Annotated in this window: 22 protein-coding genes; 14 read left to right on the top strand and 8 right to left on the bottom strand. The window is 70.8% G+C overall.

The window, feature by feature from the left end:
• Positions 1–35 precede the first annotated feature (35 nt).
• Together IEZ27_RS38940 and IEZ27_RS38935 are read left to right on the top strand one after the other, a co-directional pair.
• Entirely contained in the window at positions 36–332 is a 297-nt protein-coding gene (locus IEZ27_RS38940; RefSeq protein ID WP_229824742.1) for an RNA polymerase sigma factor, read from the top strand.
• Positions 333–676: 344 nt separating this feature from the next.
• On the top strand, positions 677–3,829 hold the full coding sequence (locus tag IEZ27_RS38935) for a S8 family serine peptidase (protein WP_189651857.1): 3,153 nt from the start codon (positions 677–679) through the stop codon (positions 3,827–3,829).
• A gap of 88 nt (positions 3,830–3,917) precedes the next feature.
• On the opposite strand, the gene IEZ27_RS38930 is transcribed toward IEZ27_RS38935, so the two are convergent.
• Both IEZ27_RS38930 and IEZ27_RS38925 read right to left on the bottom strand, forming a co-directional pair.
• Entirely contained in the window at positions 3,918–4,787 is an 870-nt protein-coding gene (locus tag IEZ27_RS38930) for a CU044_5270 family protein (RefSeq protein WP_189651856.1), read from the bottom strand.
• Positions 4,784–5,344 carry an RNA polymerase sigma factor gene (locus IEZ27_RS38925; protein WP_189651855.1) on the bottom strand — a complete coding sequence of 187 codons (561 nt, stop codon included), beginning with the start codon at positions 5,342–5,344 and terminating at the stop codon, positions 4,784–4,786. The genes IEZ27_RS38930 and IEZ27_RS38925 overlap by 4 nt, the downstream gene beginning before the upstream one ends.
• A gap of 239 nt (positions 5,345–5,583) precedes the next feature.
• On the opposite strand from IEZ27_RS38925, the gene IEZ27_RS38920 reads away from it, so the two are divergent.
• Both IEZ27_RS38920 and IEZ27_RS38915 read left to right on the top strand, forming a co-directional pair.
• Positions 5,584–5,955, top strand: coding sequence for a YciI family protein (locus IEZ27_RS38920; protein ID WP_189651854.1), 372 nt, complete (start codon positions 5,584–5,586; stop codon positions 5,953–5,955).
• Between the two features lie 43 nt (positions 5,956–5,998).
• Entirely contained in the window at positions 5,999–7,228 is a 1,230-nt protein-coding gene (locus tag IEZ27_RS38915) for an RNA polymerase sigma factor (RefSeq protein ID WP_189651853.1), read from the top strand.
• Positions 7,229–7,328: 100 nt separating this feature from the next.
• Here the strand turns inward: IEZ27_RS38915 and IEZ27_RS38910 are convergent, their stop codons facing one another.
• Together IEZ27_RS38910 and IEZ27_RS38905 are read right to left on the bottom strand one after the other, a co-directional pair.
• Complete coding sequence (locus IEZ27_RS38910; RefSeq protein WP_189651852.1) at positions 7,329–8,777, bottom strand: alpha/beta fold hydrolase; 1,449 nt, start codon at positions 8,775–8,777, stop codon at positions 7,329–7,331.
• A 394-nt stretch (positions 8,778–9,171) separates the two neighbouring features.
• A complete protein-coding gene (locus IEZ27_RS38905) occupies positions 9,172–9,933 on the bottom strand; it encodes an alpha/beta fold hydrolase (protein WP_189651851.1) in 762 nt (253 codons plus the stop codon).
• 349 nt (positions 9,934–10,282) lie between these two features.
• On the opposite strand from IEZ27_RS38905, the gene IEZ27_RS38900 reads away from it, so the two are divergent.
• From IEZ27_RS38900 to IEZ27_RS38890, 3 genes are all read left to right on the top strand, one after another.
• The gene (locus tag IEZ27_RS38900; RefSeq protein ID WP_189651850.1) at positions 10,283–11,458 is read left to right on the top strand and encodes a sensor histidine kinase; all 1,176 of its coding nucleotides are present in this window, start codon (positions 10,283–10,285) and stop codon (positions 11,456–11,458) included.
• Positions 11,455–12,117, top strand: coding sequence for a response regulator (locus tag IEZ27_RS38895; protein WP_125643558.1), 663 nt, complete (start codon positions 11,455–11,457; stop codon positions 12,115–12,117). Before IEZ27_RS38900 ends, IEZ27_RS38895 begins: the two co-directional genes overlap by 4 nt.
• Before the next feature lie 76 nt (positions 12,118–12,193).
• The gene (locus tag IEZ27_RS38890; RefSeq protein ID WP_229824741.1) at positions 12,194–13,666 is read left to right on the top strand and encodes a serine hydrolase domain-containing protein; all 1,473 of its coding nucleotides are present in this window, start codon (positions 12,194–12,196) and stop codon (positions 13,664–13,666) included.
• 27 nt (positions 13,667–13,693) lie between these two features.
• On the opposite strand, the gene IEZ27_RS38885 is transcribed toward IEZ27_RS38890, so the two are convergent.
• Positions 13,694–14,377, bottom strand: coding sequence for a response regulator (locus tag IEZ27_RS38885; RefSeq protein ID WP_189651848.1), 684 nt, complete (start codon positions 14,375–14,377; stop codon positions 13,694–13,696).
• Entirely contained in the window at positions 14,374–15,612 is a 1,239-nt protein-coding gene (locus tag IEZ27_RS38880) for a sensor histidine kinase (RefSeq protein WP_189651847.1), read from the bottom strand. Before IEZ27_RS38880 ends, IEZ27_RS38885 begins: the two co-directional genes overlap by 4 nt.
• A 167-nt stretch (positions 15,613–15,779) precedes the next feature.
• Here IEZ27_RS38880 and IEZ27_RS38875 point away from each other — a divergent pair, with 167 nt between their 5' ends.
• Entirely contained in the window at positions 15,780–17,252 is a 1,473-nt protein-coding gene (locus tag IEZ27_RS38875) for a S41 family peptidase (protein ID WP_229824740.1), read from the top strand.
• A gap of 82 nt (positions 17,253–17,334) precedes the next feature.
• Here IEZ27_RS38875 and IEZ27_RS38870 read toward each other — a convergent pair whose 3' ends face one another.
• Positions 17,335–18,129: an ArsR/SmtB family transcription factor gene (locus IEZ27_RS38870; RefSeq protein ID WP_189651845.1), complete on the bottom strand. Its 795-nt coding sequence runs from the start codon at positions 18,127–18,129 to the stop codon at positions 17,335–17,337.
• Between the two features lie 181 nt (positions 18,130–18,310).
• On the opposite strand from IEZ27_RS38870, the gene IEZ27_RS38865 reads away from it, so the two are divergent.
• The gene (locus tag IEZ27_RS38865) at positions 18,311–18,760 is read left to right on the top strand and encodes a GNAT family N-acetyltransferase (protein WP_229824739.1); all 450 of its coding nucleotides are present in this window, start codon (positions 18,311–18,313) and stop codon (positions 18,758–18,760) included.
• A 6-nt stretch (positions 18,761–18,766) separates the two neighbouring features.
• Here IEZ27_RS38865 and IEZ27_RS38860 read toward each other — a convergent pair whose 3' ends face one another.
• A complete protein-coding gene (locus IEZ27_RS38860; protein WP_189651843.1) occupies positions 18,767–19,363 on the bottom strand; it encodes a hypothetical protein in 597 nt (198 codons plus the stop codon).
• A gap of 176 nt (positions 19,364–19,539) precedes the next feature.
• Between IEZ27_RS38860 and IEZ27_RS38855 the strand changes: the two genes are divergently transcribed.
• From IEZ27_RS38855 to IEZ27_RS38835, 5 genes are all read left to right on the top strand, one after another.
• Positions 19,540–20,112 carry a DUF6232 family protein gene (locus IEZ27_RS38855; RefSeq protein WP_189651842.1) on the top strand — a complete coding sequence of 191 codons (573 nt, stop codon included), beginning with the start codon at positions 19,540–19,542 and terminating at the stop codon, positions 20,110–20,112.
• Between the two features lie 50 nt (positions 20,113–20,162).
• Positions 20,163–20,507 (top strand): hypothetical protein, encoded by a 345-nt coding sequence (locus IEZ27_RS38850; RefSeq protein ID WP_125643546.1) that lies wholly within the window; start codon positions 20,163–20,165, stop codon positions 20,505–20,507.
• Positions 20,508–20,607: 100 nt separating this feature from the next.
• Positions 20,608–21,168, top strand: a complete 561-nt coding sequence (locus IEZ27_RS38845; RefSeq protein WP_189651841.1) for a winged helix-turn-helix domain-containing protein — start codon at positions 20,608–20,610, stop codon at positions 21,166–21,168.
• A gap of 121 nt (positions 21,169–21,289) precedes the next feature.
• Positions 21,290–22,681, top strand: coding sequence for an alpha/beta hydrolase family protein (locus IEZ27_RS38840; protein WP_189651840.1), 1,392 nt, complete (start codon positions 21,290–21,292; stop codon positions 22,679–22,681).
• Between the two features lie 161 nt (positions 22,682–22,842).
• Positions 22,843–23,505, top strand: coding sequence for a DUF4097 family beta strand repeat-containing protein (locus IEZ27_RS38835; RefSeq protein WP_189651839.1), 663 nt, complete (start codon positions 22,843–22,845; stop codon positions 23,503–23,505).
• Positions 23,506–23,572 lie beyond the last annotated feature (67 nt).

Below are 23,572 nucleotides of genomic sequence, written 5' to 3'. Positions count from 1 at the left end.
TCGAAGCATCGCTGCACACGCCGGAGCGGTTCGCCGTGCTCTTCGACCGCCACGCCGCCGCGCTGCATCGCTACGCCACACGGCGCCTTGGACCCGAACATGCCGAGGACGTGGTGGCCGAGGCGTTCACCAGGGCCTTCGAGACGCGCCACCGGTACGAGTCCGGCCGGGCGGAGGCATTGCCCTGGCTGTACGGCATCACCACGAACGTCATCAGCCCGCACCGGCGGGCCGAAGTACGCGGTTACCGGGCCCTGGCCCGCACGGGCGAGGACCCGGTGATCGCCGCGCCGGTGAGAACGACAAGGCCCTCCTGCCGCTGGCCTCGCTGAGCGCGGAGCCCCCGCGCCCGCCGACGTGCGAGCGGCGGCGCTCAGGGCGCTCGCCGAGCTGCCGGGCGTGCGGCGGTCGGGCGCGGTCGAAGGCGGTGAGGAGCTCGTGCTCCAGGACGGTGGCTGATCAAGCTGACCACGGGCTGGACGGACGAGCTTCCCCAGTGAGGGCCGGCACCGCAGGCAGGTCGACTGCTCCAGCCAGGTGCGCAGGGGCCACCTGCATGTGATCCCGCCGGATGCCGGCCAGGGCCATGGAAGAAGAAACGGCTTTCGGACGAACAAGGGAGGAAAGCGACCGAATTCTCATCTTGCGAGGGTCAATGACGTTAGGCAAGGGATTGGTGGCAGCGGTCCTGGCGGGCACGCTGGGCGTGACGCCGGGGGCCGGCGCGGCCGGGCAGGCGAACCAGGAGGGTCCAGGAGAACCACGGCCCGGTACGTCGGCCAGTGTGACGCTGCTGACCGGCGACCGGGTCGTGGTCACGGGCAAGAGCTTCCGGGTGGAGCCCGGCGCGGCCCGGGAGGTGCACTTCTCCTCCGGGTACCGCGACGGGCACCTGTACGTCGTCCCGTCCGACGCCGCGCCCCTGGTCGCCCAGGGGGTGCTGGACGAGCGGCTGTTCGATGTCACCCAATTGCTCGCGTGGCGCTACGGCGACGCGGACACGGCCGACATCCCGCTGATCACACAGGCGCCGGAGGGAACGGCCCCCGCGCTGAAGGGGGCCGCGACCACCCGGCGGCTGACCGGCCTGGGCATGACGGCCCAGCGGGTGGCCAAGAAGAGCGCCGGCGAGGCGTGGCGGAGCCTGGTCGGCGGGGTGTCCACGCTGGCCGCGGGCAAGGGCAGGATCTGGCTGGACGGCCGGCGTTCGTACACCCTGGATCGCAGTACGAAGCAGATCGGCGCGACCGAGGCGTGGCAGCGGGGATTCACCGGACAGGGCGTCACGGTCGCCGTGCTCGACAGTGGGTACGACCCCACGCATCCCGACCTGAAGGACGTGGTCACCCAGTCACGGAACTTCTCCGACGAGCCCGACATCACTGACCGTGTCGGGCACGGCACGCACGTCACCTCGATCGTCGCCGGCGCCGGCGAGAAGTATCGCGGCGTGGCGCCGGGAGCCCGCGTCGCCTTCGGCAAGCTGGGCTCGGTGCCCACCGACTCCGCGATCCTGGCCGGGATGGAGTGGGCCGCCAAGGAGGTCAAGGCCAAGATCGTCAATCTGAGTCTCGGCGGCCCCGACGAACCCGGCCTCGACCCGCTCGAACAGGCGGTCAACACCCTGTCTCAGGACACGGGCACCCTGTTCGTGGTGGCCGCGGGCAACGAGGGGGAGAGCGGCGTAAGCAGCCCCGGCAGCGCGGACGCCGCGCTGACCGTCGGCGCGGTGGACCGTTCTGACCAGGTGGCCGCCTTCTCCAGCAGGGGCCCGCGCATCGGCGACCACGCGGTCAAGCCGGACCTCACCGCCCCTGGCGTGGACATCGTGGCCGCCGCCGCGGCGGGCACCGCCGACGGCACCCATGTGGCGATGAGCGGCACGTCGATGGCCACTCCTCACATGGTGGGAGCGGCGGCCATCCTCGCCCAGCGCCATCCCGACTGGAGTGGGCAGCAGCTCAAGGCGGCGCTCGTCGGCAGTGCCAGGCCGACCGACGGTGCCACGCCGTACCAGCAGGGCACTGGGCGGGTGGACGTGCTCCGCTCGCTGGCCCAGGAGGTGATCGCCGCTCCCAGCGGGGTGTGGGCCACGTTCCCTTGGCAGCAGGCAGGTGGGCGGCGGGTCACCGGGAAGATCACGTACACCAACACCGGGGCCGCGCCCGTCACCCTGGACCTCGCGGACGACTCGGACGTGCTCACGCTGTCGCCGCAGCGGCTGGAGGTGCCCGCGGGAGGGCAGGCGTCGGTCACGGTGACCATCGACGCCGAGGGCAGGAGCCCCGGCGACTATCCGGGTGTCGTCACCGCCACGGCCGGTGACACGGTGGTCCGCACCCCGGCCGGGGCCTACGTGGAACCGGAGTCGTACGACGTCACGGTGACCGTCCTGGGCAGGGACGGGGCCGCCACCGACATGGTGCGGAGCCTCGTCTACGACCAGGCGACCGGCAGGCAGCGCGACCTCGTCTTCCATGGCAACGTGGCCACGATGAGGCTGCCGAAGGGACGCTGGAACCTCTACACCGAAATTTCGGGTATGGGGGACCATACCTTGACGTTCGCGCACCAGCCGTTCGAGATCGACGACGCCGACGTGTCGCTGACGGTCGACGGAAGCAAGGCGAAGCGGATCACGTTCACGGTCGACGACCCCACCGCCGTCCCCGATCGCGTGTTCTCCCTCTCCGCGGTCAACGGGCCCTGGAGCACCATGCTGACCGCGTACAACTTCTCCGGTGGTTTCTACGTGCTTCCGGTGCGGCAACCGGGGTTCGCCTACCTGGCTCAGAGTGTCTGGACCAAGAAGGACACGAAGCCCAGCCCGTACCGCTACGACCTCGTGGACTACCGTACGGACGGCTTCCCTGACAACCCCGGGTACGCCGCGCGGACCCGGGAAATGGTCAAGGCGACCGAGACCTACCGGTCAACCGTCCCGGGTGCCACCGGCATGCTGAACGCGGGGCCGATGCTGCCCGGCGGCGTCCCTTCGGCAGGGGTGAGCACGTGGGACGACATCCCGCTGCCTAGCCGCCTGACGCGGTACCTCACCCCGGGTTTCGCCTGGTACGACGAATTCAGCACGGGCGGCCTGATCGAGCTCGGCACCGGCCCGGTACGCGACAGGAACTTCACCCAGGTCTGGAACGCCGCGGTGACCGACCCCTCGTTCGCCGTCTCCGGCGGCAGCCGTACCGGCGACACCCTGGACTTCCCCGCCGACGGGCTGTACAGCAGCGGAGCCGCCGGCCGTACCGGCATGGACGCGACCGCGACCGGCACCCTCACCCTGGCCGGGAACGGAAAGGAGATCGCCACGACCGGCATCGCCGGCTGCCTCCCCTACAGGAGCGAGCAGTGCACGCTCACCGCCGCGTTGCCGTCGTCGGACACCGCGTACACGCTGACCGCCTCCTCCCGGCGGCCGGAGGCGGAGCTGTCCACGGGCGTAGACGCCGTCTGGACCTTCCGCTCCGCCCGTACGGCGAAGCCCGAGCCCCTGCCGCTGATGGCCGTGCGCTACACGCCGCAGGACCTCGATGACGACAACCGCGCCAAGCCGGGATCACGGACCACCGTGCCGATCCGGGTCGAGCGCGCTCCCGGCGCCGCTAGGGCGGCGGTCTCCTCGATCAAGCTGGAGGCGTCCGCCGACGACGGGAGGACGTGGCGGCCGGTGCGCGTCCAGGCGACCCGATCGGGCTGGACGGCGCGGCTGGACAACCCCACCACTCCGGGGTACGTCTCGCTGCGCGCGACGGTCACCGACAAGGCGGGCAACGGCGTCACCCAGACCGTGACCCGCGCCTACTCCGTGGGCTGATCCACCCGGCCTCCGGTGAACCCGTGAGCCCGCGTCCTGCCGTGGTCCTGTCGGACCACGGCAGGGCGCGGGCTCCTGGAATCCCGCTTCAGCTCTCCTTCGCCGGCGGAAGCTGGTCCGTCCACTCGGTGGTCACGGAGATGAACCCGGCACTGAACGCCGTGTCGCCGTCGTCGACGAGGACGAGGTTGGCGCGGACCACCCGGGCCATCTCGGGATCGATGACCAGCTCGATGTCGCTACCGCCATCGGGGCTGGGAAAGCGCAGACGCTGGCCGCCTTCGACCGCGCCCGCGTTCTCCACTCCGGGTGTCGCGGCGAGCGCACGGAACGCCGCCGAGCGGACCTCCGCGGGCGTCGGCAGGTCCGTGATCAGCGCGAGCAGGGTGAGGGTGGGATCGCCGCGGATCTCGGACGCGGACATGTCCGCCTCTTCGCCCTTGCGCGCGACGATCCACGCCTTCAGCGCCTCCGGCTCCGTAGGCAGCCCTTCGAGCTCCTCGAAGCTCACCTTGGCGCCCTTGAGCCTGAGCGTCTTCCAGTCCGGCGCCTGGATGACGGCGTCGGCGGGATCCCCCGGCACGGCCCTGGTCCAGCGCTTGCCGTCGCGCCGGGTCCAGCTCTCTATCGGCGGGGCGTCCGACGCGAGCCACCGACGCGTGACGTGCCAGTACGTCCCGGAGCCCTGGGGTGTACGTTCCGCGGTGACCGCGGCCATGAGCAGGACCTCCCTGCCCGTGGCCGGTGCGCCGCCGTTCGTGGGCGCCCCCGTGGCGAACACGACCGCTGCGACGGCACCGGCCGCAGCCAGGGCGACTCCCGGTACGAACCAGCCGATGCGCCGGCGCGCCCGGCCCGCCCGCGCCCTCTGCTGGAGGCGCGCTCGGCCGCGCGCGACCGCCCCCGCGGACGGCTCCGGCTCGCCCAGCAAAGTGGCGATCTCTTCCAGGTCGTTCATGGGTGGGTCTCCTTGTCGGTGAGGGCCTGGATCTTGGCGCGGGCACGGCTGAGCCGCGAACCCACGGTGCCGAGGGAAATGCCGAGCGCCTGGGCGATCTCGTTGTAGCTGAGCTGGCCCAGCGCCAGGAGCAGCAGCACGTCACGCTCGCCGCCGTTCAGCGAGGCGAGCGCCCTCGCCAGGTACGGCTGCGCGGTCGCGGAGGTGACGACCCGGTTCTCGTGCCCTTCCACGGCCGGTGCGGGGTCCAGCCGGGCCAGCGCCTTGTAACGGCGTGCTTCCTTGTGGCGATGCCTGGCCACCAGGTTCGTGGCGAAGCCGAGCAGCCAGGGCCGCAAGCCGCCTATTTCCGGGTTGAATCGGTCACGCCGGTCGAACGCCAGCAGGAACGTCTCCGCCGTGATGTCCTCGGCCACTTGGCTGCCCAGGCGTCCCGCCACGTACCGGTAGACGTCATGGAAATACCGGTCGTACACGGCGGTGAACAGCTCTGGGTTCCGCCGGTAGCCGGCGACGAGGTCGGCGTCGGTCACCTGCTCGCCCACGTCGGCGGTCACGTGCCCGTCTCCGTCATGTGTGTGCCTTCCGGATGTTGGTCATTACCTTCCGTCCCCCCTTCGCGGCACGCCCGGTTTTTCTTCCCGCGACCGGGATGATCGCCGCCTTCGTGACCAGACCAGGCATAAGATCGCGTCGCGGCGGGAGAATTCCGCGCGGCCGTGTCGATCCGCGGGCCGCCCGTTCGACCAGTGGGTGCGAGGGCCGAGAGGCGGCCCCGCCGGACGAGGAGAACGCCATGGCGAAGTACCTGCTGATCATGCGGGGCACCGACGAGTCGAACGCGGCCATGATGGCCGGCATCGACGAGATGATCGCCACGACCCGCCAGTTCATCGAGGAGATGGCCAAGGCCGGCGTCCTCCTGGCCGCGGAGGGGCTGGACGATCCGGCCCAGGGTGTCGTGGTCGACTTCAGCGGCGAGACGCCGGTGGTCACGGACGGGCCGTACGGCGAGACCAAGGAGCTGTTCGGGGGCTTCTTCCTGCTCGACGTCGCCTCGAAGCAGGAGGCGGTCGAGTGGGCCAAGCGGGTGCCGACGGCCCCCGGGGCCAAGATCGAGATTCGGCGGGTGCCCGGGAGCGACGAGGTCCCGCAGGCCGGCGCATGAGCATCGAGCAGCGGGCCGGGTGCCGGAGCGGCGGCCGGATCTGATGGACGCACCTGACGTCGAGGCCGTCTGGCGGATCGAGTCGGCGCGGATCGTCGCCACGCTGACCCGGTTCACCGGCGATTTCGGGCTGGCCGAGGACGCGGCCCAGGAGGCGGTGGCCGAGGCGCTGGTGTCGTGGCCGCTCGCCGCTCCGGCGAGTCCGGCCGGCTGGCTGATGGCCACGGCCCGGCGGCGGGCGATCGACACGATCCGCCGCCGGGCCGCCCTCCAGGACCGGTACGCCCTGCTCGCGGCCGACTCGATCGACTCGGCGGCCGACTCGGCCGTCGACGCCGATCCCGACAGGATCGACGACGACGTACTGGCGTTGATGTTCATCAGCTGCCATCCGGTGTTGTCTGCCGAGGCCCGGGTGGCGTTGACCCTGCGCGTGGTCGGCGGACTGTCCAGTGAGGAGATCGCCCGCGCGTTCCTCGTACCCGTGCCGACCGTGCAGGCCCGTATCACCCGGGGCAAGAAGACGATCGCGGCGGCCGGGGTGCCGTTCGAGCTGCCGCCGGCCGCCGAGCGGCGGGAGCGGCTGGGCGGCGTGCTCAGCGTCCTCTACGTGATCTTCACTGAGGGGTCGACGGCCACGTCGGGCGACCGGCTGCTGCGCCCCGACGTCGCGTACGAGGCGCTCCGGCTGATCCGCACGCTGGCCGCGCTGCAACCGGACGAGCCCGAGGTGCACGGCCTGCTGGCGTTGTGCGAGCTGACGGCCGCGCGGTTCCCGGCCAGGACCGGCCCGGACGGTTCGCCGGTGCTGCTCGACGAGCAGGACCGGCGGCTGTGGGACTTCTCGGCGATCCGCCGTGGGCTGGCCGCGCTGGCCAGGGCCTCGGTTCGCGGCCTCGGCCCCTACGGCTTGCAGGCCGCGATCGCCGCCGCCCACGCGTCGGCGCCCTCGGTCGAGGCGACCGACTGGGACCGGATCGTGGTGCTCTACGAGGCACTCGGCCGGGTCGCACCCTCGCCGGTGGTCGAGCTCAACCGGGCCGTCGCCGTCGCCATGGCCTCGGGCCCCGAGCAGGCCCTGGCCATCGTGGACGAGCTGGTCGCCGCGGACCGGCTGCCCGGTTCGCATCTGGTCCCGGCCGTACGCGGTGAGCTGCTGGCCCGGCTCGGTCGGCGACCGGAAGCGCGTGCCGAGCTGGAGCTGGCGGCCCGGCTGTGCGCCAACCAGCGCGAACGTTCAGTGTTGTTGCGCAAGGCGGCCGCGCTGAGCTGACGCCTCCCGGACTCGGCCGCCGGGCCTTCGGCGAGTCAGGTGCCGCGGCCGGTGCCGGGCCGATTCGGGTCGGCCCGGCACCTTCACACCACTGTTCCGCCTAGCCTTGGGGCTCTTCCGCCGGGCAGCGGTTGCCCTTGACGGGTCGGGTCGGCGAGATCAGGTAGCTGTCCATGGTGACCGTGGTGCACTCGGTCATGCCGTAGACGCCGTGGCCCCAGCCCTCGTACGTGAGCAGGGTGGCCTTGGGGCCGAGCTGCCGGGCCACGTTGGCCGACCACTCGTACGGTGTGTCCGGGTCGTGCTTGGACGTGGTCACCAGCAGCGGGGTGCTGCCCGTGTACCGCAGCGGGTGCTGGGGGTTGTTGACCGGGTGACCCTGGCAGATCGGCATGTCGCCCATCGGCATCGGGTTGTACCGCATGTCCGGGGCCACCGCGTTGGAGGCGCGCATCACGTCGGCGTACTCGCTGTAGCTCCGCAGCGACAGGTTCCAGTCCTCGCACAGGATCGCGGTGGGCAGCTCGGCGTACTGGCCGTTCACGGGCCAGTTGCCGGGAGGGCCGGGCATGTCGTCCGGCACCGGACCGCCGTCCAGCGCCAGCAGCACCCTGGCCTCCTGCCGCCAGGCGGGCGCCTCGTTGAGCACCACGCCCAGCCACTGCAGGTTGTGGGCACTCACCGGACGGCCGTCGCCCGGCCACAACAGCTCGCCCCGGCCCGCCTTGTCCAGCAGGCCCTTCCACAGCGCCCGGACGTCACGACCGTTCAGTACGCACTCGGTGTCGCGCTCGCACCAGGCGACGAACTCGTCGAAGCTGTCCTGGACGCCGGCCGCCTCGGTCACCTGGAACGCCTTGACGTCCAGGCTGTGGTCCATGTTGCTGTCCAGCACCATGGCACGGATCCGGCTGGGGAACAGCTCGGCGTACATCTGCTGGGCCAGCGTGCCGTAGGAGACGCCGTACGAGGTCAGCTTGTCGTCGCCGAGCGCGGAGCGGATGGCGTCCATGTCGCGGGCCACGTTGACCGAGTCGATGCGGTCGTACAGCGGGCCGGTGAGCTTGCGGCAGTCCGCGCGCAGGGTCTTGTCGAAGGCGACCCACTTGAGGTAGTCGGCCTGGCTGGTCATGACCGGGTACGGCATCTGGTTGTACACCGAGGCCGAGCAGGTCACCGAGCCGCTGCGGGCGACGCCGCGAGGGTCATAGCTGACGATGTCGAACCGTCGCTGGACGTCCTCGCTGAAGCCGGACGGGCGCAGGATGTCGTTCACGCCCGAGTTGCCGGGCCCGCCGGGGTTGCTCAGCAGGGAACCGATCCGTGCGGACGGGTCGGTGGCCTTGCGGCGGGCCAGGGCCAGGTCGATGCTGGGCCCGTTGGGCCTGGACCAGTCGATGGGCACGGCCAGCGTGCCGCACTCGACGGTTGGTTCCTCCTCGCACGGCCCCCAGGTGATGCCGCGCTTCCCCACGGCATCCGTGACGTCCTGCCCGGTCACCGCGGCGCCGGCCGTCCCCGCGATCGGGACGGTTAACAGCGATGTCATCAGCATGACCGCGGTGGCGAGCAGGGGAGTTCTTCTCAGCACATTGCTCCTATCGTCGATCGGCACGTTGATCGGCGGACGGGCTGCTCGCACGGCACACGATCGGGTCCTGGCCTCGCCGTACCGGACGGCCGCTGCGGGGACAGGATCAGACCCCCGTCGAAGGTCCCCGTACCGTGAAGCACCCCGTCACGCCTCAGCGGTCCATGGCGGCACCGTTGACGTGCCTCTCCTTGATCATGACTACGGAATCTAACAGGCGAAGGCCGTTTCGTTGGACATTAAGCCAGAAATTGGACAGCTATGAGCAGCATCGGCCGGCGGGGCTCCGGGGGATCCTGTCGGCTTTGTGACGCCTTCTCGCAGGTCGGCGACTTTGTTTCCGGGATGTCGTTCAGTGGGACTGCTCTCCCGGGACGCGGGACTCTACGAAGGTCCGGATCTGCTCGGCGATGACGCCGGGGGCGTTCAGGTCGGGGGCGTTGTGGTCGAGGCCGGCGACGATCTCGTGCCGGGCGTCGGGCATGACGTGCGCCAGACGGGCGAGCACGCCCGTGAGGTAGCCGGGGGATCTGTCGCCGCCGAGCAGCAACGCCGGGGAGTCGACGTTCGCGTACCGGGTGCCGTCGGAGTCCAGGCGGATGATCTCGCCGATCTCGGCGGGGGTCGTCGCCATCATCGCCCGCGCGTCGCGTCCCTCGGCCCCGCGCAGCAGCAGGAACGCCAGCGCGTGGAACACCGGTGCCGGCGCGTCGCCGATGGGGGCGAGGCGGGTGGCCTTGAGGAAGGTCGCCATCGCCGCGGCGTGCCTGCCCTCCGCCAGCAGGCGGTTGAACGACGGCAACCAGCGGGCGGGGAAGGACCCGTCGATGCTCACGCCCGGTTCGTAGGCCATGAGCGCGCTCACCCTTCGCCGCAGCCCGAGGTGCAGGGCGACGAGACCGCCGTAACTGTGCCCGAAGACCAGGCGCGCACCCGTGTGGTCCATGACGGCCAAGGCGTCGTCGACCTCGGTCTCCACGCTGTACGCCGGGCCTTGCGGGCCGCTGAGGCCACGTCCGCGCCGTTCGATCACGTGCACGCCGTACGTGCCGGACAGCTCCCGCGCCAGGGCTTCGTAGTGGTGGGCGCGCCGGTTGTTCCCGGGTATCACCACCAGCCCGGGTCCTCGTCCAGCACCGAGTACGGCGATCGTCGTCCCGTCCCGCGAGGTCACTTCCGCGGTCTGCCATCGCATCGGCTGCTTGCCGCCCATCACGTCCTGCCTTCGGGTTGGTGGAGACATCGGTGGAGACAGCAGCGTGGCCGCCGACGCTGTTACCCGGCTGGCAGGACGCTGGCATCCGGAAGCCGCCTCCACCGGCGTGACCGCGCACCTCCGCCGCGGGCCGCTCGACCACGGCTCAGGGCGGCGCCTGCCCCCTCGGCTGGCTATCCTGTGGCACGTCGAGCCGGGCCCGGCTCCCGAACACGAGCCACCCCAAGCCCATCGGAAGGCGACGACCGTGACAGCCTCCCAGCGCCGGAGCACCTGGCCGGCGACGACGGTGGTGACGCACGTGGCCCTGGCCCTCCCGACGTCGATCATCCTGGCCGGTGCCCGGTACCTCGGCGCGGAGTCGTGGCAGATCATCGTCGTCGCGGGTGCTGCCGCCCTGCTCCACGTGGGCGCGGTGGTGACCCGCCGACAGCCGTGGGCGGGGTACGCGATCGGCGCGCTGGCCATGCTCGTCCTGGTGACGACGCCCTTCCTGGGCTGGTCGCCGAACATGTTGCCCTCGGCCCTTTGGTTCCCCCTCATGTTGTGGCGGCTGACCGGCCTGGTCTCTGTCAGGTCCTCGGTGGCCGCGTTGGCCGTCGCCGTGCTCGGGATCGTCCTCACCGAGCTGGTGGGGTGGGCCCGGCAGCCCCCTGACAGCACCGGCTGGACCCGCCTGGCCGAGGGCGGGCTGCTGATGCTCGTGGTCGGCGGCGTGTGGCTCGCGGCCCTGCTGGTACGTCGCAGGCACACGGCCGGCCGGCGGGCCGAGAGCGAACGCCTGGCCGCGGCGGTCGCGGGCGAACGGGCCGGCATCCGCCGCGACCTGCACGACGTGATCGCCCACACGGTCACCGTCATGGTCGCGCGGATCGAGGCCGCGGCGGTGACGACGGCGGATCCGGCGACCCGCCGCGAACTCGGCGACATCGCCGAGGCCGGCCGGGACGCCCACCAGGGGCTGCGAGCGATGCTGGCCACCTTGGGCCCGGCCACCGTGGCGTCGCGCACCGGCTCCCGGCCGAAAGAGGTGCCGATCTCGCTCGACGCCCTCCCCGACCTCGTGGCCTCGGCGGCGAGCCCGCTTCACACGGTGACGTTCGCAGAGGTGGGCGAGCGACGGCCGCTGAGCCTGAGCGCCGAGGTCGCGGCGGTCCGGACCGTGCAGGAGGGCATCACCAACGCGCTGCGCCACCTCGAACCGCCGGTCGAGGTGACCGTCCGCCTGCGCTGGGGCCCGTCCGAGGTGGTGGTGGAGGTACGCGACGACGGCGGCAAGCAGCTGCGCGGCGGCGGCAGCCAGGGGACAGGCTTGATGGGGATCGAGGAGCGTGTGCGTACCGCGGGCGGCACCCTGTCGATCGACGACGGGGACGACGGATGGGTGCTGCGGGCGCGGCTTCCCACGAAGGAGGGGGCATGACCGGGATCCACGTCATGCTCGTCGACGATCAGGAGCTGTTGCGGGCCTCGCTCCGTACGGTGTTGTCGGCCGACGAACGCATCGAGGTCACCCACGACGTCGCGAACGGCAGCGACGCGATTGAGGTCGTCCGGCGGCACCGGCTCGACGTCGTCCTGATGGACATCCGCATGCCGCGCATGGACGGGGTCGCCGCCACGGCGGAGATCGTCAGGATCGCACCGGCGACCCGGGTGCTCATGCTGACGACGTTCGACGACGACGAGCTGGTCGTCGCCGCCATCCGGGCCGGCGCGAGCGGCTACCTGACCAAGGACGTCCGGCCCGCCGCCCTGGCCCAGGCCGTCTGCGACGTCGCCTCCGGGACGTCCGCGCTGGCCCCGGGGGTTGCCGCGACGATCCTCGACCTCGTACGGCAGGTGCCAGTACGGCGGACGGCGGCCCTGGACGGCCTCACCCCGCGCGAGGTCGAGATCTTCGGCCTGCTCGCCCGCGGCAGGTCCAACAGCGAGATCCGCGCGGAACTGGTGCTGAGCGAGAACACGGTGAAGTCGCACGTCCGGGCCATCCTGCAGAAACTGAACCTGCGCGACCGCGTGCACGCGGTGATCCACGCGTACGAGAACGGGCTCGTGGGACGCGACGACCTGCCCGGCTGATTCCATCCTGCCGGGTGGTGCCGTCTCACACCTCGGGGTGATGCCGGGCGGTGACGCCCGGCCTAGGTTCGACGTCGTGCGTTTCCTACATCTGCGCTTTCCCCGTGTGACCTCGCTCTTCGTCCTCTGCGGCGGGCTCGTCGCCGTGCTGCTCGGCCGGACGGCGCCGGCCCATGCCACCGGCGGACAACTGGTCGACGACTACCGCTCCGTCTACGGCACGCCCGGCGTCGCGGCGGCCGTGATCGACGGGTCGTCGGTCGAGACGATCGTCCGCGGCCGGGACGGGGACGGCGACGCGGTGACGGCGCGGACCCGGTTCCGGATCGCGTCGATGAGCAAGTCGATGACGGCCACGGCGATCATGTTGCTGGTCGATCGCGGCCGCGTCTCCCTGGACGACCCGGTCGTCAAGCTCCTGCCCGACTTCAGGATGGCCGATCCGCGCTTCACCGGGATCACCGTGCGCCACATCCTCAGCCACACCTCGGGACTGTCGAACGACACCAACAACGAGTACGTGTTCCCGCCTCTGCGCACCGCGCGGGAGATCGTGGCCGCGCTGGCCGACAAGACCCTGGCCGCCGCCCCGGGCACCCACGCTGAGTACCACAACACCAACTTCTCGATCGCGGCGAGGATCGTCGAAGTGATGTCGGGGAAGTCGTTCGACGACTTCCTCCACACCGAGCTGTTCACGCCGCTGGGCATGACCGACACCAGCTCCACGCTGGGATGTTCCGATCGTGCCGAGGGCCTGTCGTCCGGGTACGAGGTCGTACTCGGGGTCGCCGTCGCGGCGCCGGAGATGCCGGGGATGTGCGTCGGCAACGGCGGGGTGATCTCGACCCTGGACGACATGGTGCGGTGGTTGCGGTTCAACCAGGGAACCCTCGGGGCGGGCCTGCTGAGCGCCGGCTCCCTGGCCGAGTTGCACACCGTACAGCCGAAGGCCGGTGACCACGCCCTCGGCTGGCAGGCCCGTCCCGTCACGGCAGGCGCGCCGCCGTCGCTGGTCGGCCACGGCGGGACACTGGCGACGTGGACCGGGGACATGGTCTTCTCGCCCAAGACAGGTGTGGCCGCCCTCGTCCTCACCAACGGCGTCGGCGACCCCGGCCTGCTCTCGACCAACCTGCTCGCCGAACGGATCGGGGCACCGGTGACGCCGATGAGCAACCCGCTCACCGTCGTGAACGCGGTCCTGCTCGGGCTCACGGTGGGGATGGCCGCACTGCTGGTCACCGCGATCGTCCGAGCGCGCCGCTGGGCCACCCGCCGCCGCGCGGCGCGCCGGCCGCTGCCGGCCCTGCGGCTCGTGCCCCTCGCCCTGGTGACGGTGCTGAGCGTGGTGTTGCCGATGCCGATCTGGGGGGCGTTCGACGTCCAGTACTGGATCGTCACCGCCTGGCTGATGCCGCTGCTGGCGCTCTTCTGCCTCACCTGCTGCGTACTCGGGGCAGTCGCACTCGGCCGTCGCGTCCGGTGCTACCGCCGCGCCGGACAGGCGATCTCCGCACCGGCACAGCCGGCCATGGTGGACGGCTGACCCCGGCCGAAGCCCGATGGTGAACGGTCACCGGGAGGGAAGGTCGGAGCGGGGGACGACGAGGCCGCTCTCGTACGCGAAGATGATTGCCTGGGCGCGGTCTCGCAGGTCGAGTTTGGCCAGGATGCGGCCGACGTGCGTCTTGACGGTCTGCTCGGCGACGACGAGGGCCGCGGCGATCTCGATGTTGGAAAGGCCGCGGGCGACGTGGATGAGCACCTCGGACTCCCGCTGGGTCAGCGACTGCACCCGGGGTGCGGCACCGGGCAGCGCGGGCCTGCACCTGGCGATCTCCTCGATCAGGCGCCGGGTCACCGAAGGGGCGAGCAGGGCGTCCCCGGCCGCCACCACCCGCACCGCCGAGACGAGGTCCGCGGGCGACGCCTCCTTCAGCAGGAATCCGCTGGCACCCGCGCGCAGCGCCTCGTACACGTAGTCGTCCAGGTCGAAGGTGGTGAGCATCAGCACACGCGGCCTGTACTCCCCGCCGGGCGGCGCCAGGAGCAGCCGGGCCGCCCGCAGGCCGTCCATCCCGGGCATGCGGACGTCCATGAGGACGACGTCGGGCCGCAGTCGCCTCGTCTCGGCCACCGCCCGCTCGCCGTCGGCCGCGTCACCGACGACGTCGATGTCCCGTTCGGCGGCCAGCAGGGCGCCGAAGCCCGCCCGGACCATCGCGTGGTCGTCGGCGATGAGCACCCGGATCGTCACGAGGGCTCCTCCTCGTGCTCGGCCCGCGCCAGGGGCAGCGTCAGCTCGACCCGGAACCCGCCGCGTGGCGTCGGCAAGGTCAGCAGAACGCCGCCCACCAGGGCGGCCCGTTCCCGCATTCCGGCCAGCCCGTGGCCGGTGCCCGCGGGCTCGGCGAGCGCGCGTCCCGCGTCCGCGGGCGGCGCGTTCTCCACCACGACCCGCAGGCCGGTCCCGTTCCCGGTGACCGTCACGGCCGTGGCGGCGCCCGGCGCGTGCCGGATCACGTTGCTGAGCGCCTCCTGCACGATCCGGTAGACCGGCAGTTCCGTCCCCGGCGGCAGGTACGCGGGCAGGCCCGATACTGTCAGCTCGACGGGGGTTCCAGCCTGCCGGGCGCTCTCCATCAGCACGTCCAGCTGGTCGAGCCCTGGCAGCGGGGTACGCCGAGGCGTCGCGTCGTCGCTGCGCAGCACACCCAGCAGGCGCCGCATCTCGGCCAGTGACTGCCGGGCCGCCGTACCGATGGAGTCGAACTCCCGCTCGGCCTCGGCGGGCACCCCGCCCAGCCTGCGCGCCGCACTGGACGCCTGTACGGCGATCACCGACATGTGGTGCGCCACCACGTCGTGCATCTCCCTGGCGATTCTGGTCCGTTCCTCCAGCAGCTCGCGCCGGGCCCGCTCGGCCGCGCTGATCTGCTCCTGCTCGGCGACCCGCGCCTGGGCCAGGCGGCGCCAGCGCAGGTTGTCGCCGACGATCAGCGGCACCGGAACGACGGCCGTCACCAGCTGTAGCACCACCGCCGGGCTCGTGGACGATGTGGGCATCAGGGACACGTCCACCAGGGCGCCGAGGAGGGACAGCGCCCAGACGGCCGCCAGCGTCCATCGCGGCCGGTGCTGCGCCAGCGCGAACAGCACGATCAGGTAGGCGACCACGGGCATCGGAAGCCACGGCCACGGGTTGTTCGCCACCGGCGGCGAGACCAGCGCCGGCGTGACCAGCATCCCGACGTAGATCATCAGCCAGGCGGTCAACGGCCGGCGTCCGCAGATCGTCACCGGAGCCGCGCAGGCCGCGGCGAGGGGGACCGTCAGCTCGACCGGAGCGTCATAGACGGTGGCGAGCATCCCCACGTTCATCGCGAACATGAAGCAGGCGATCACCCAGGACGCGACGGCCCGTGACCTCGCGAACCGGAGCGCGGGCAGCGCCGCGGGTCCGGCCGGGGCCGGGGCGAAGGCGCGCGACATGCCCTCACAGTAGCCCCCGGCCTCCACGAAGAGCTCCGTCTCGCGGCCGACCTCGGGCCTCCCACCTGGGTATGACCCGAGGGCCGGATGGCTCGAAGGTATGAGGGGTCCGGATGGCTCCGTGGTGTGACGTGCCCCGCCGGGCTCGCCGCTTAGCGTCGGATCCCGTGAACGACAACAGGACTCCTGCGAACGATCAACGGAACATCGAGCGCGGAGGGACGTCACGGAGGCTGGCCGCCGTACTGGCCGCGCTGGGGATCGCCGCGGCGGTCGCGGCGCCGGCCGCCGGCGCCGCCTCCGCGGGACGGCAACCGCTGGACGGGTTCTGGCGGGCCGACGGCTACGGCACGATCTTCGACATCGGCCAGGGGCGGCTCACCACCTTCGACACGACGGCGACCAGCTGCCTGCGGGGAGTGCTCACAGCGAAACGGACGGCGGCGACGCGCGACTCGGCATCCTTCACGGCGCCGGCCGGCGGCCGGCGGATCAGCATCCGGACGCGGGGGCCGGGCCGGGCGCAGCTGCGGTATTCGGGCAGCGTCGGCGCCATCGAGCTACGGAGGTTGTCCGGCCTGCCCGTGGCGTGTTCCACGCCCACGTCCGATGATCCGGTGAAGGTGTTCGACGTCTTCTGGACGACCTTCGCCGAGAACTACCCGTTCTTCGCCGCCAAGGGCGTCGACTGGCGAGCCGTACGGGACCGGTACCGTCCCAGGGTCAGTTCGAACACCGGGGACGAGGAGTTGTTCGCCGTGCTGCGCGACATCCTCAAGGAGCTCGGCGACGCGCACACCGCCCTCCTCGCGGGCGACAGGCAGTTCGCCAGGCCGTTGCGGCCGGGCACCAGGCAGCTCGACGGAATACCGGCCTTCCTGGCCTTCAACGCACGGGTCCAGAAGTTCATCGAGACGAACGCCACCCACCAACCCCTGAAACAGTGGGGACGAGGCGTGATCGGGTACGCCGACCTCCCCGACGGGCTCGGCTACCTGCGGCTGGGCGCGTTCGACGGCTACGCCGACGGTGGCTTCGAACCCAATGCGGCCGAGCTGGACCGGGCACTCGACGAGATCTTCACCGCGTCCCGCACCTCGGGTCCCGACCGGCTGCGCGGCCTCATCCTCGACCTCCGGGTCAACCTGGGCGGCTACGACGGGCTCGGCCTGCGGCTCGCATCCAGGCTCACCGGCAGGCCGTACGTCGCGTACGCCAAGCAGGCCCGCAACACCCCGGACGACCCGCCCAGGTTCACCCGGCCCCAGCCGGTGCCCGTACGGCCGGCGACCGCGCCGGTGTACACGGGCCCCGTCGCCCTGCTCACCAGCGGCCTGACCATCAGCGCGGGCGAGACGTTCACCCAGGCCATGACGGGACGGACACCTCGGCCTGAGCGGATCGGGGAGAACACCCAGGGCGCCTTCTCCGACTTCCTGTGGCGGAAGCTGCCGAACGGGTGGAGCTTCGCGTTGCCCAATGAACGTTTCCTGACCCGGGATAGGACCTCCTACGACGTGACGGGTATTCCGCCACACCTGTCCGTTCCCGGCGTTCTCAGCGACGAGGAACTGAACGGTGACCACGACGCCGCCTTCGCCAAGGCCATCTCCTACCTGACGGACCAGCGCCGACGGTAGTCGCGCAACCACCTCGCCCGAGAACGGCCCGAGGGAGGATGGGCGGCGTCGCGTGACGTCGTCGAGCCGCTGATCGGGCAGGTCAGGCCTCCTCGGGCAGCGGTTCGCCGGTCTCCAGCAGTGACTTCAGGCTCGCCACCACGCTCGGCCAGCCCTGGCTGACCATCGCGGCCAGGGTCGATCCGGGCTCGAAGCCGTCGTGCACGACGGTGAGCTTCACGACCTGCGCGGAAGCCTCCTCCATGGTGAAGGTGACCTTCGAGCGGGGCTCGCCGGACAGCCGGGCGAGCGTCTCCTCGTCCCAGCCGAAGCGCTTGGCGAGCTCCGGGGTGACGGCGTGCCAGGTGTAGGAGAGCCGGCTGTAGGGCTCGGCCTCCAGTACGACCTGCTCCGGGTCGCTGACCAGCACGCCGTGGTTGTCCCAGGTCATCTGGGAGCCGACGGACCAGTCCGTGGCGAACTCCGTGGCCCAGTAGCGGCGGGTGAAGGCGGGCTCGGTCAGCGCCTGCCAGAGCTTCTGCGGGGTGGTGCGGATGTAGGTGGCGTAGACGAAGGTCGGGGCGTCCATCGAGCTCTCCTCCAGGGCGACTTTCAGGTCCGCCAGGGTTTGGACCCTGGCCCGGTCGTAGCGGCTGATCCATCGGTGGGCGATCTCGTGCACGGGCGCGGCGTTGAGGTAGTGGAGCTTCTCCCGGCCCCGCCGTACGGTGGCGACGAGCCCGGCCTCCTCCAGCACCGCGAGGTGCTTGCTGACGGACTGCCGGGCCATGTCGAGTCCGGCGCACAGCTCGCGCAGCGTCTGCCCGTTGCGGGCGTTGAGCGAGTCGAGCAGCGCGCGCCGACTCGGATCGGCCAGCGCCTTGAACACCTCGTCCATGCCCGCCCTCGCCCTCCTGTCGATATGCAGCCTTTCGGCTGCCTTTAAATTAGGCAGCCAGAAGGCTGCCTGTCAAGCTGTCCGGCGTACGGGGAGGCGATCATCCTGCGCGACCACCTCGTAAGGTCCTTGCATGACCGAAAGCCTCCGCCTGGTGCCTGTCACACCCGCCAACATCGAGATGGCCATCGCGGTGAAGGTCAGTCCCGAACAGGAGCACTTCGTCTCGCCTGTGGTGAAATCGCTGGCCGAGGCGTACGTCCACCCGAACGTGGCCTGGTCGCGCATCATCCTCGACGGCGACGGTCCGGTCGGTTTCGTGATGGCCTTCCTCGACCTCGACTGGGACGGAAAGGGAGTCGACTTCCGGTCCGGCTTGTGGCGCCTCAACATCACCCCCGACGCACAAGGACGCGGCGTCGGCCGCTTCGCCGTCGAATCAGTGGCCGGAGAGATCAGGCGTCGTGGCGGCACGCGGATGTACGTCACATGGGAACCGGGAGCGGGCGGTCCGGAAGGCTTCTACCGGAAGCTCGGGTTCCAGCTCACGGGCGAGAAAAGCGAAGGTGAGACGGTCGCCGTACTGGACGTGACCACACGGCCCGAGCGCGCGCCCGTCGCGGGCCCGTGAGGGGGCTCAGCGTACGGGGGGCCGATCAGCCGAGCATCGACACTCCGGTGGATCTCCGCCGACCGAGTGGAGCGCATCGATGTACCCGCCACCGACGTCGAACCGGGTGATGTCCGTTGTCCTGTTCATCGAGCAGATGAGGGCCCAGTCCGCTGCCGGGTCGATTTCCTGCAGACGCAGTCGCTTCTTCCGGGTGACTCCGTGGGCGCGGCCGATGTAGCAGACATGTGGGTCAATTCTCTCGATGTGGACAGCCATGAGAGGAAACGCCTTGGTCAACGTCGTGATCAGGCCCGTGGTGGAATCCAGGTCGATCTCCGGCAAAGGCTGAGGGTGCTCCCCGCGCGAGGTGAGGGCACGATGGGCCACGGTCGAGCCCTTCCAGGCCGAGCGCGTCGCGTGCTCGACGTCGCGGAGGCGTACGGCCGAGTGGCCGTCGAGATGCAGCTGGTCGGAGATGGTGTGCAGCAGTGCCCATTTGCGGCCGACGCCCACCACGTAGGCGTCCAGCCGATCCGCGCGGGCGATCTCACGGCTGACCCTCACGGGTTCACCGGAACGCCTCGCCCTCTTCAGGTCCCTGAGAATCGTCCCCTTGGCCATGACTCCGGATCGTGCCACTTCTTGTTCTGGTTTTCGCGCCGATCCCGCAGTTGTCGCCCGTTCGGCGGCATTTGAGTAGAGGGGTACTCAGGTGCGCCGCCGCGGTCGGCGCGACCATGAGGGCGTCGCCGGCAGTCGGGCGAACCTCGCGTTCAGCAGCCTGGAGGTGGAGGCGCATGGCCAAGGAACACATCGGCGAGATCCGGATCAGCAAGCGCACCGTACGGATCGGGCACGAGGTCTACCCGCTGGCGAACATCTCCCGGGTGCAGACCCTGAGACTGGTCTGGAGCGGGAAGTACGCCACGCTCTATCCCCTCCGTCAGATCGCCGTCCTCGTGCTGCTGGTCGGGGCGGTGGTCGTCGCCGCCCGGATGGTGCTGCCGCGGCTCGATCTCGACGCGGACCTCGACATCGAGGAGGCCGCGCGGCAGTTCGCCATGGGGGTCTTCATCCTGGGCGGGATCCGGCTGGCGTACCTGCTGTTCATGCTCTTCTACCGGCTGCTGGTCAGGCGGACGCGGTACGCGCTGGTCATCGAGACGGCCGGTACGCAGTACACCGCGCTGTCCGGCACCGACAACCACGAGATCCACCGGATCAAGGGCGAGATCGTCGGGGCTATCGAGGATCCGCCGAGCGGGGACCGGATCATCCAGGTTCACGGAGATCTGGTGGCCGGCGACAAGGTGGGCGGCGACCAGTACAAGCAGGGCGGACGCGACAACAGGATGACCTTCAACAGATAGCCACTTCAACAGATAGCCACTTCAACGGATGGCCACGGAGAGGCGGTCACGTGTCGGACTATGTGTTCGGTGACAAGGTCGGCGGAAACCAGTACAAGCAGACCGGCGACCACAACACCTTCACGGTCAACAACTCGGCGGGCGTATCCCGTCAGGAGCTGGACGCCGCCGTGTCGGAGCTGCGTGCCTTCATCGCCCAGCTCGGCCGCGACGGCGCGGTCGCATCGGATGGCACGGTCACCGACCCCGGCGCCGTCGTCGCCGCGGTCGAGTCCGAGCCGGGCCGTCTGAGGGCGCTCGGCCAGGCGATCGCGGGCGGCGCCAAGGACGCCGTGCTGTCCGTGGTCAAGGACGGGGTGGCCGCCCTGATCGTCGCCCTCGTCGCCCGGATGTGACGCGGCCGGCCCAGACGATCAACGAACGCCACCTCTCGCCGCCCGAACATTTCGCGCGCCACTCATGCACGACTTCTCGTGCATGGGTTATCGTGGAAGGGTGACAGACCCCATCGCGGACCTGGCGACGGCGAAAGCCCTGGCCAACCCCGTACGCCAGCGCATACTCCGTGAGCTGGAGATCATCGATGAGGCCACCTCCACCGTCCTCGCCGACCGCCTCGGCATCACGACCGGGGGCACCAGCTACAACCTGCGCATCCTGGCCCAGCACGGCCTGGTCGAAGAGGTGCCGGACCGGGGGCACGGCCGCGAGCGCTGGTGGAGACTGTCACGCCAGAGCCTCCGCTTCCCCGTGCTGAGCAGGCAGAGCCCCGAGCTGCGGGCCGCGATCGAGAAGCTCAACGAGCTCTGGCTGGCCGAGGACCTGGAGACGTTCGCGCGCTTCCAGGCCCGGCGCGAACGGCTGGGCGTGTGGTCGGACGCCGTGCCGTACTCGCGCGGTTCGATCCGGCTCGACCTCGGCGAACTTGAGAACTTCTTCGAGGACTATCTCGCGCTGCTCAAGCGATACCAGCGCGCCCCGGACGAGACCCCGCGCGGCGCCCGTACGGTCCTCACCCGATTCGTCGCCTTCCCCGATCCCGAGGAGGAAGCCTGATCTGAAGACGACCCTGGGCCGTCGAGCTGCAACTCGACGACCCAGGAAACGAAAGCCGCAACACCTCGCCCGATGGGCGATGCCTTGATGTGTCCGACCTCCACGCAAAGGAGAGCACTTCGTGCTGCCCGAATGCAAACACGGCAGGTTACGCCGCCGGCTCGCGGCCGTGTTCCTCGTACTGTCCTCCCTGTCGATCCCGGCGCCCGCCATGGCGGCGTCGGACGACCTCGTAACCACTGACGTCACCTTCAAGAACGGCCCTGTCACCCTCCAGGGCACGGTGATCACCCCGGCCGACACCGGGAGACGATGGCCGGGGCTGGTGCTGATCGCGGGGGCCGGGGCCCGGAGCCGCGACTCCTACCGGGCCGAGGCCGAGGCGTTCGCCCGCGCCGGGACCGCGGTGCTGATCTACGACAAGCGCGCCGACTACTCCCGGGCGACGAGCTCCTTCGCCGACCTCGCCGACGACGCCGTCGCGGGGGTACGGCTCCTGCGTACACGCGCCGACGTGCAACCCCGCAAGGTGGGCGTGTGGGGGCACAGCGAGGGCGGCTGGGTGGCGCCGCTGGCCGCGTCCCGCTCCGGCGCGGTGGACTTCGTGGTCGTCGCCGGCGCCAGCGCGCTGACCGCCGACCGTACCCAGTTGTGGAGCAACCGCACCTACCTGACCCACGCCGGGGTGAAACCGTCACTACAGGCGCCGATCGGGGTGAACCTCAGCAGGATGCTGGTGGCCGCCGGCCTGTTCGGCGACGTCGGCAACACCCCCGCGGCCGCCCTGGAGAAGGTACGCCAACCGCTGCTGGCCCTGTTCGCCGAGTACGACAGGTCCACGCCACCCGGCGAGAGTATGCGCCTGTTCCGGGAGGCACTGACCCGAGGCGGGAACAACCACTACAAACTAAGCGTGGTCCGCGGAGCCGACCACAACATGCGGCGTTCGACCACCGGCTTCGACCAGCCCGAGACCGCCTTCGCTCCCACGTACCTGGACACGGTCACCCGCTGGATCGCCACCCTCGCCGACCAGAGCCCGCCCACGTCCGACGAACCCCCCGCCCAGACCCTCCCGACCGAGCCCGTACGCCCCCCGGCCTGGTACGAAGCGCCGGCCCTGCACGTCACCCTGACGATGTTGTTGCTGCTGGCCTTCGCCGGGTTCCTCGTCACCGGGCTCTTCCCGAACAAACTCCGCCGCGCCCCGAGGACCGTCCGCCGGCTGGCCATCCTGGCAGCCCTCGGCGGCCTGGTGAGCGTACTCGGCACGTCGGCGTACCTGTTCTGGATCGTCGCGACAGGCGCCACCGACGTGGGCAGCGCCTTCCTGGGCCGCCCTCCGCTCTGGCTGCTGCTCCAAGCCCTGGCGGCGGCCGTCCTGGTGGCAGGCGTGATCCTCGTGCTCCGCCGCCGCGAACCAGGCGTCGGTGGGATGCGTTTCCCCCTTCTCCTGACCGCCGGAGCACTCTTCGTCCCGTGGGCGGCCTACTGGGGCCTGCTCACCGTCTAGCCGAGTGGCCGGTCGCATCCTGATGGGTGTCAGTGGCGGTGTCAGGACGGCGACGGTCCGGTATCAGGGTGGTCGGCGATGGTTGGCGCATGAAGGGTTCGGCGATGCGGCCTCCGGGTCGCGAACCGGGCCCGCCGAACATGAGTCCACAGGAGAGCATCATGCAGACGTTCGACACCCCCGCCGCCATCCGCACCGTCCTGGACGTCCCCGCGGGACGCGTCCGGTTCGTCGCCGCCGACCGGGCCGACACCACGGTCGAGGTCCGGCCCGCGAACGCCTCGAAGAGCCGTGACGTGAAGGCGGCGGAGCAGACCACGATCGAGTACGCCGACGGTGTCCTCCGGATCACGACCCCGGAGAAGAACCAGTACCTCGGCCCGTCCGGGGCCATCGAGGTGACGGTCAACCTGCCCGCCGGTTCCGGCGTCGAGGCCAAGGCGGTCGGCGCCGAACTGCTGACCGCCGGCCGTCTCGGTGAGGTCGCCTTCGAGGGCGCGTACAGCCAGATCAAGATCGAGGAGGTGGCGAGCCTCCGCCTCACGGCGGTCGACGGCGACGTCGAGGTCGGGCGGCTGGGCGGTCCCGCGGAGATCAGCACCGCACGGGGTGACATCCGGGTCGCCGAGGCCGCGGGCGGCAAGGTCGTGCTCGCCACCCAGTCCGGCGACATCTCGATCACCGCCGCCGCCGGTGTCTCGGCGGCCCTGGACGCCGGCACCAGCTACGGCCGTATCAGCAACGCCCTCAAGAACGACGGCAACGCCGACCTCGACATCCACGCCACCACCTCCAGCGGCGACATCACCGCCCGCAGCCTGTGAACGCGAGCTGCGGCACCACACCTGCCGCACTACCGGAAAGAGGCCCGTCACCAGCGGAAACGCTGTG

The organism is Nonomuraea spiralis, from assembly GCF_014648435.1.
GTDB lineage: Bacteria > Actinomycetota > Actinomycetes > Streptosporangiales > Streptosporangiaceae > Nonomuraea > Nonomuraea spiralis.
Note: the sequence above shows the minus strand (reverse complement) of the source record. Positions and strands in the feature narration are given on the sequence as shown.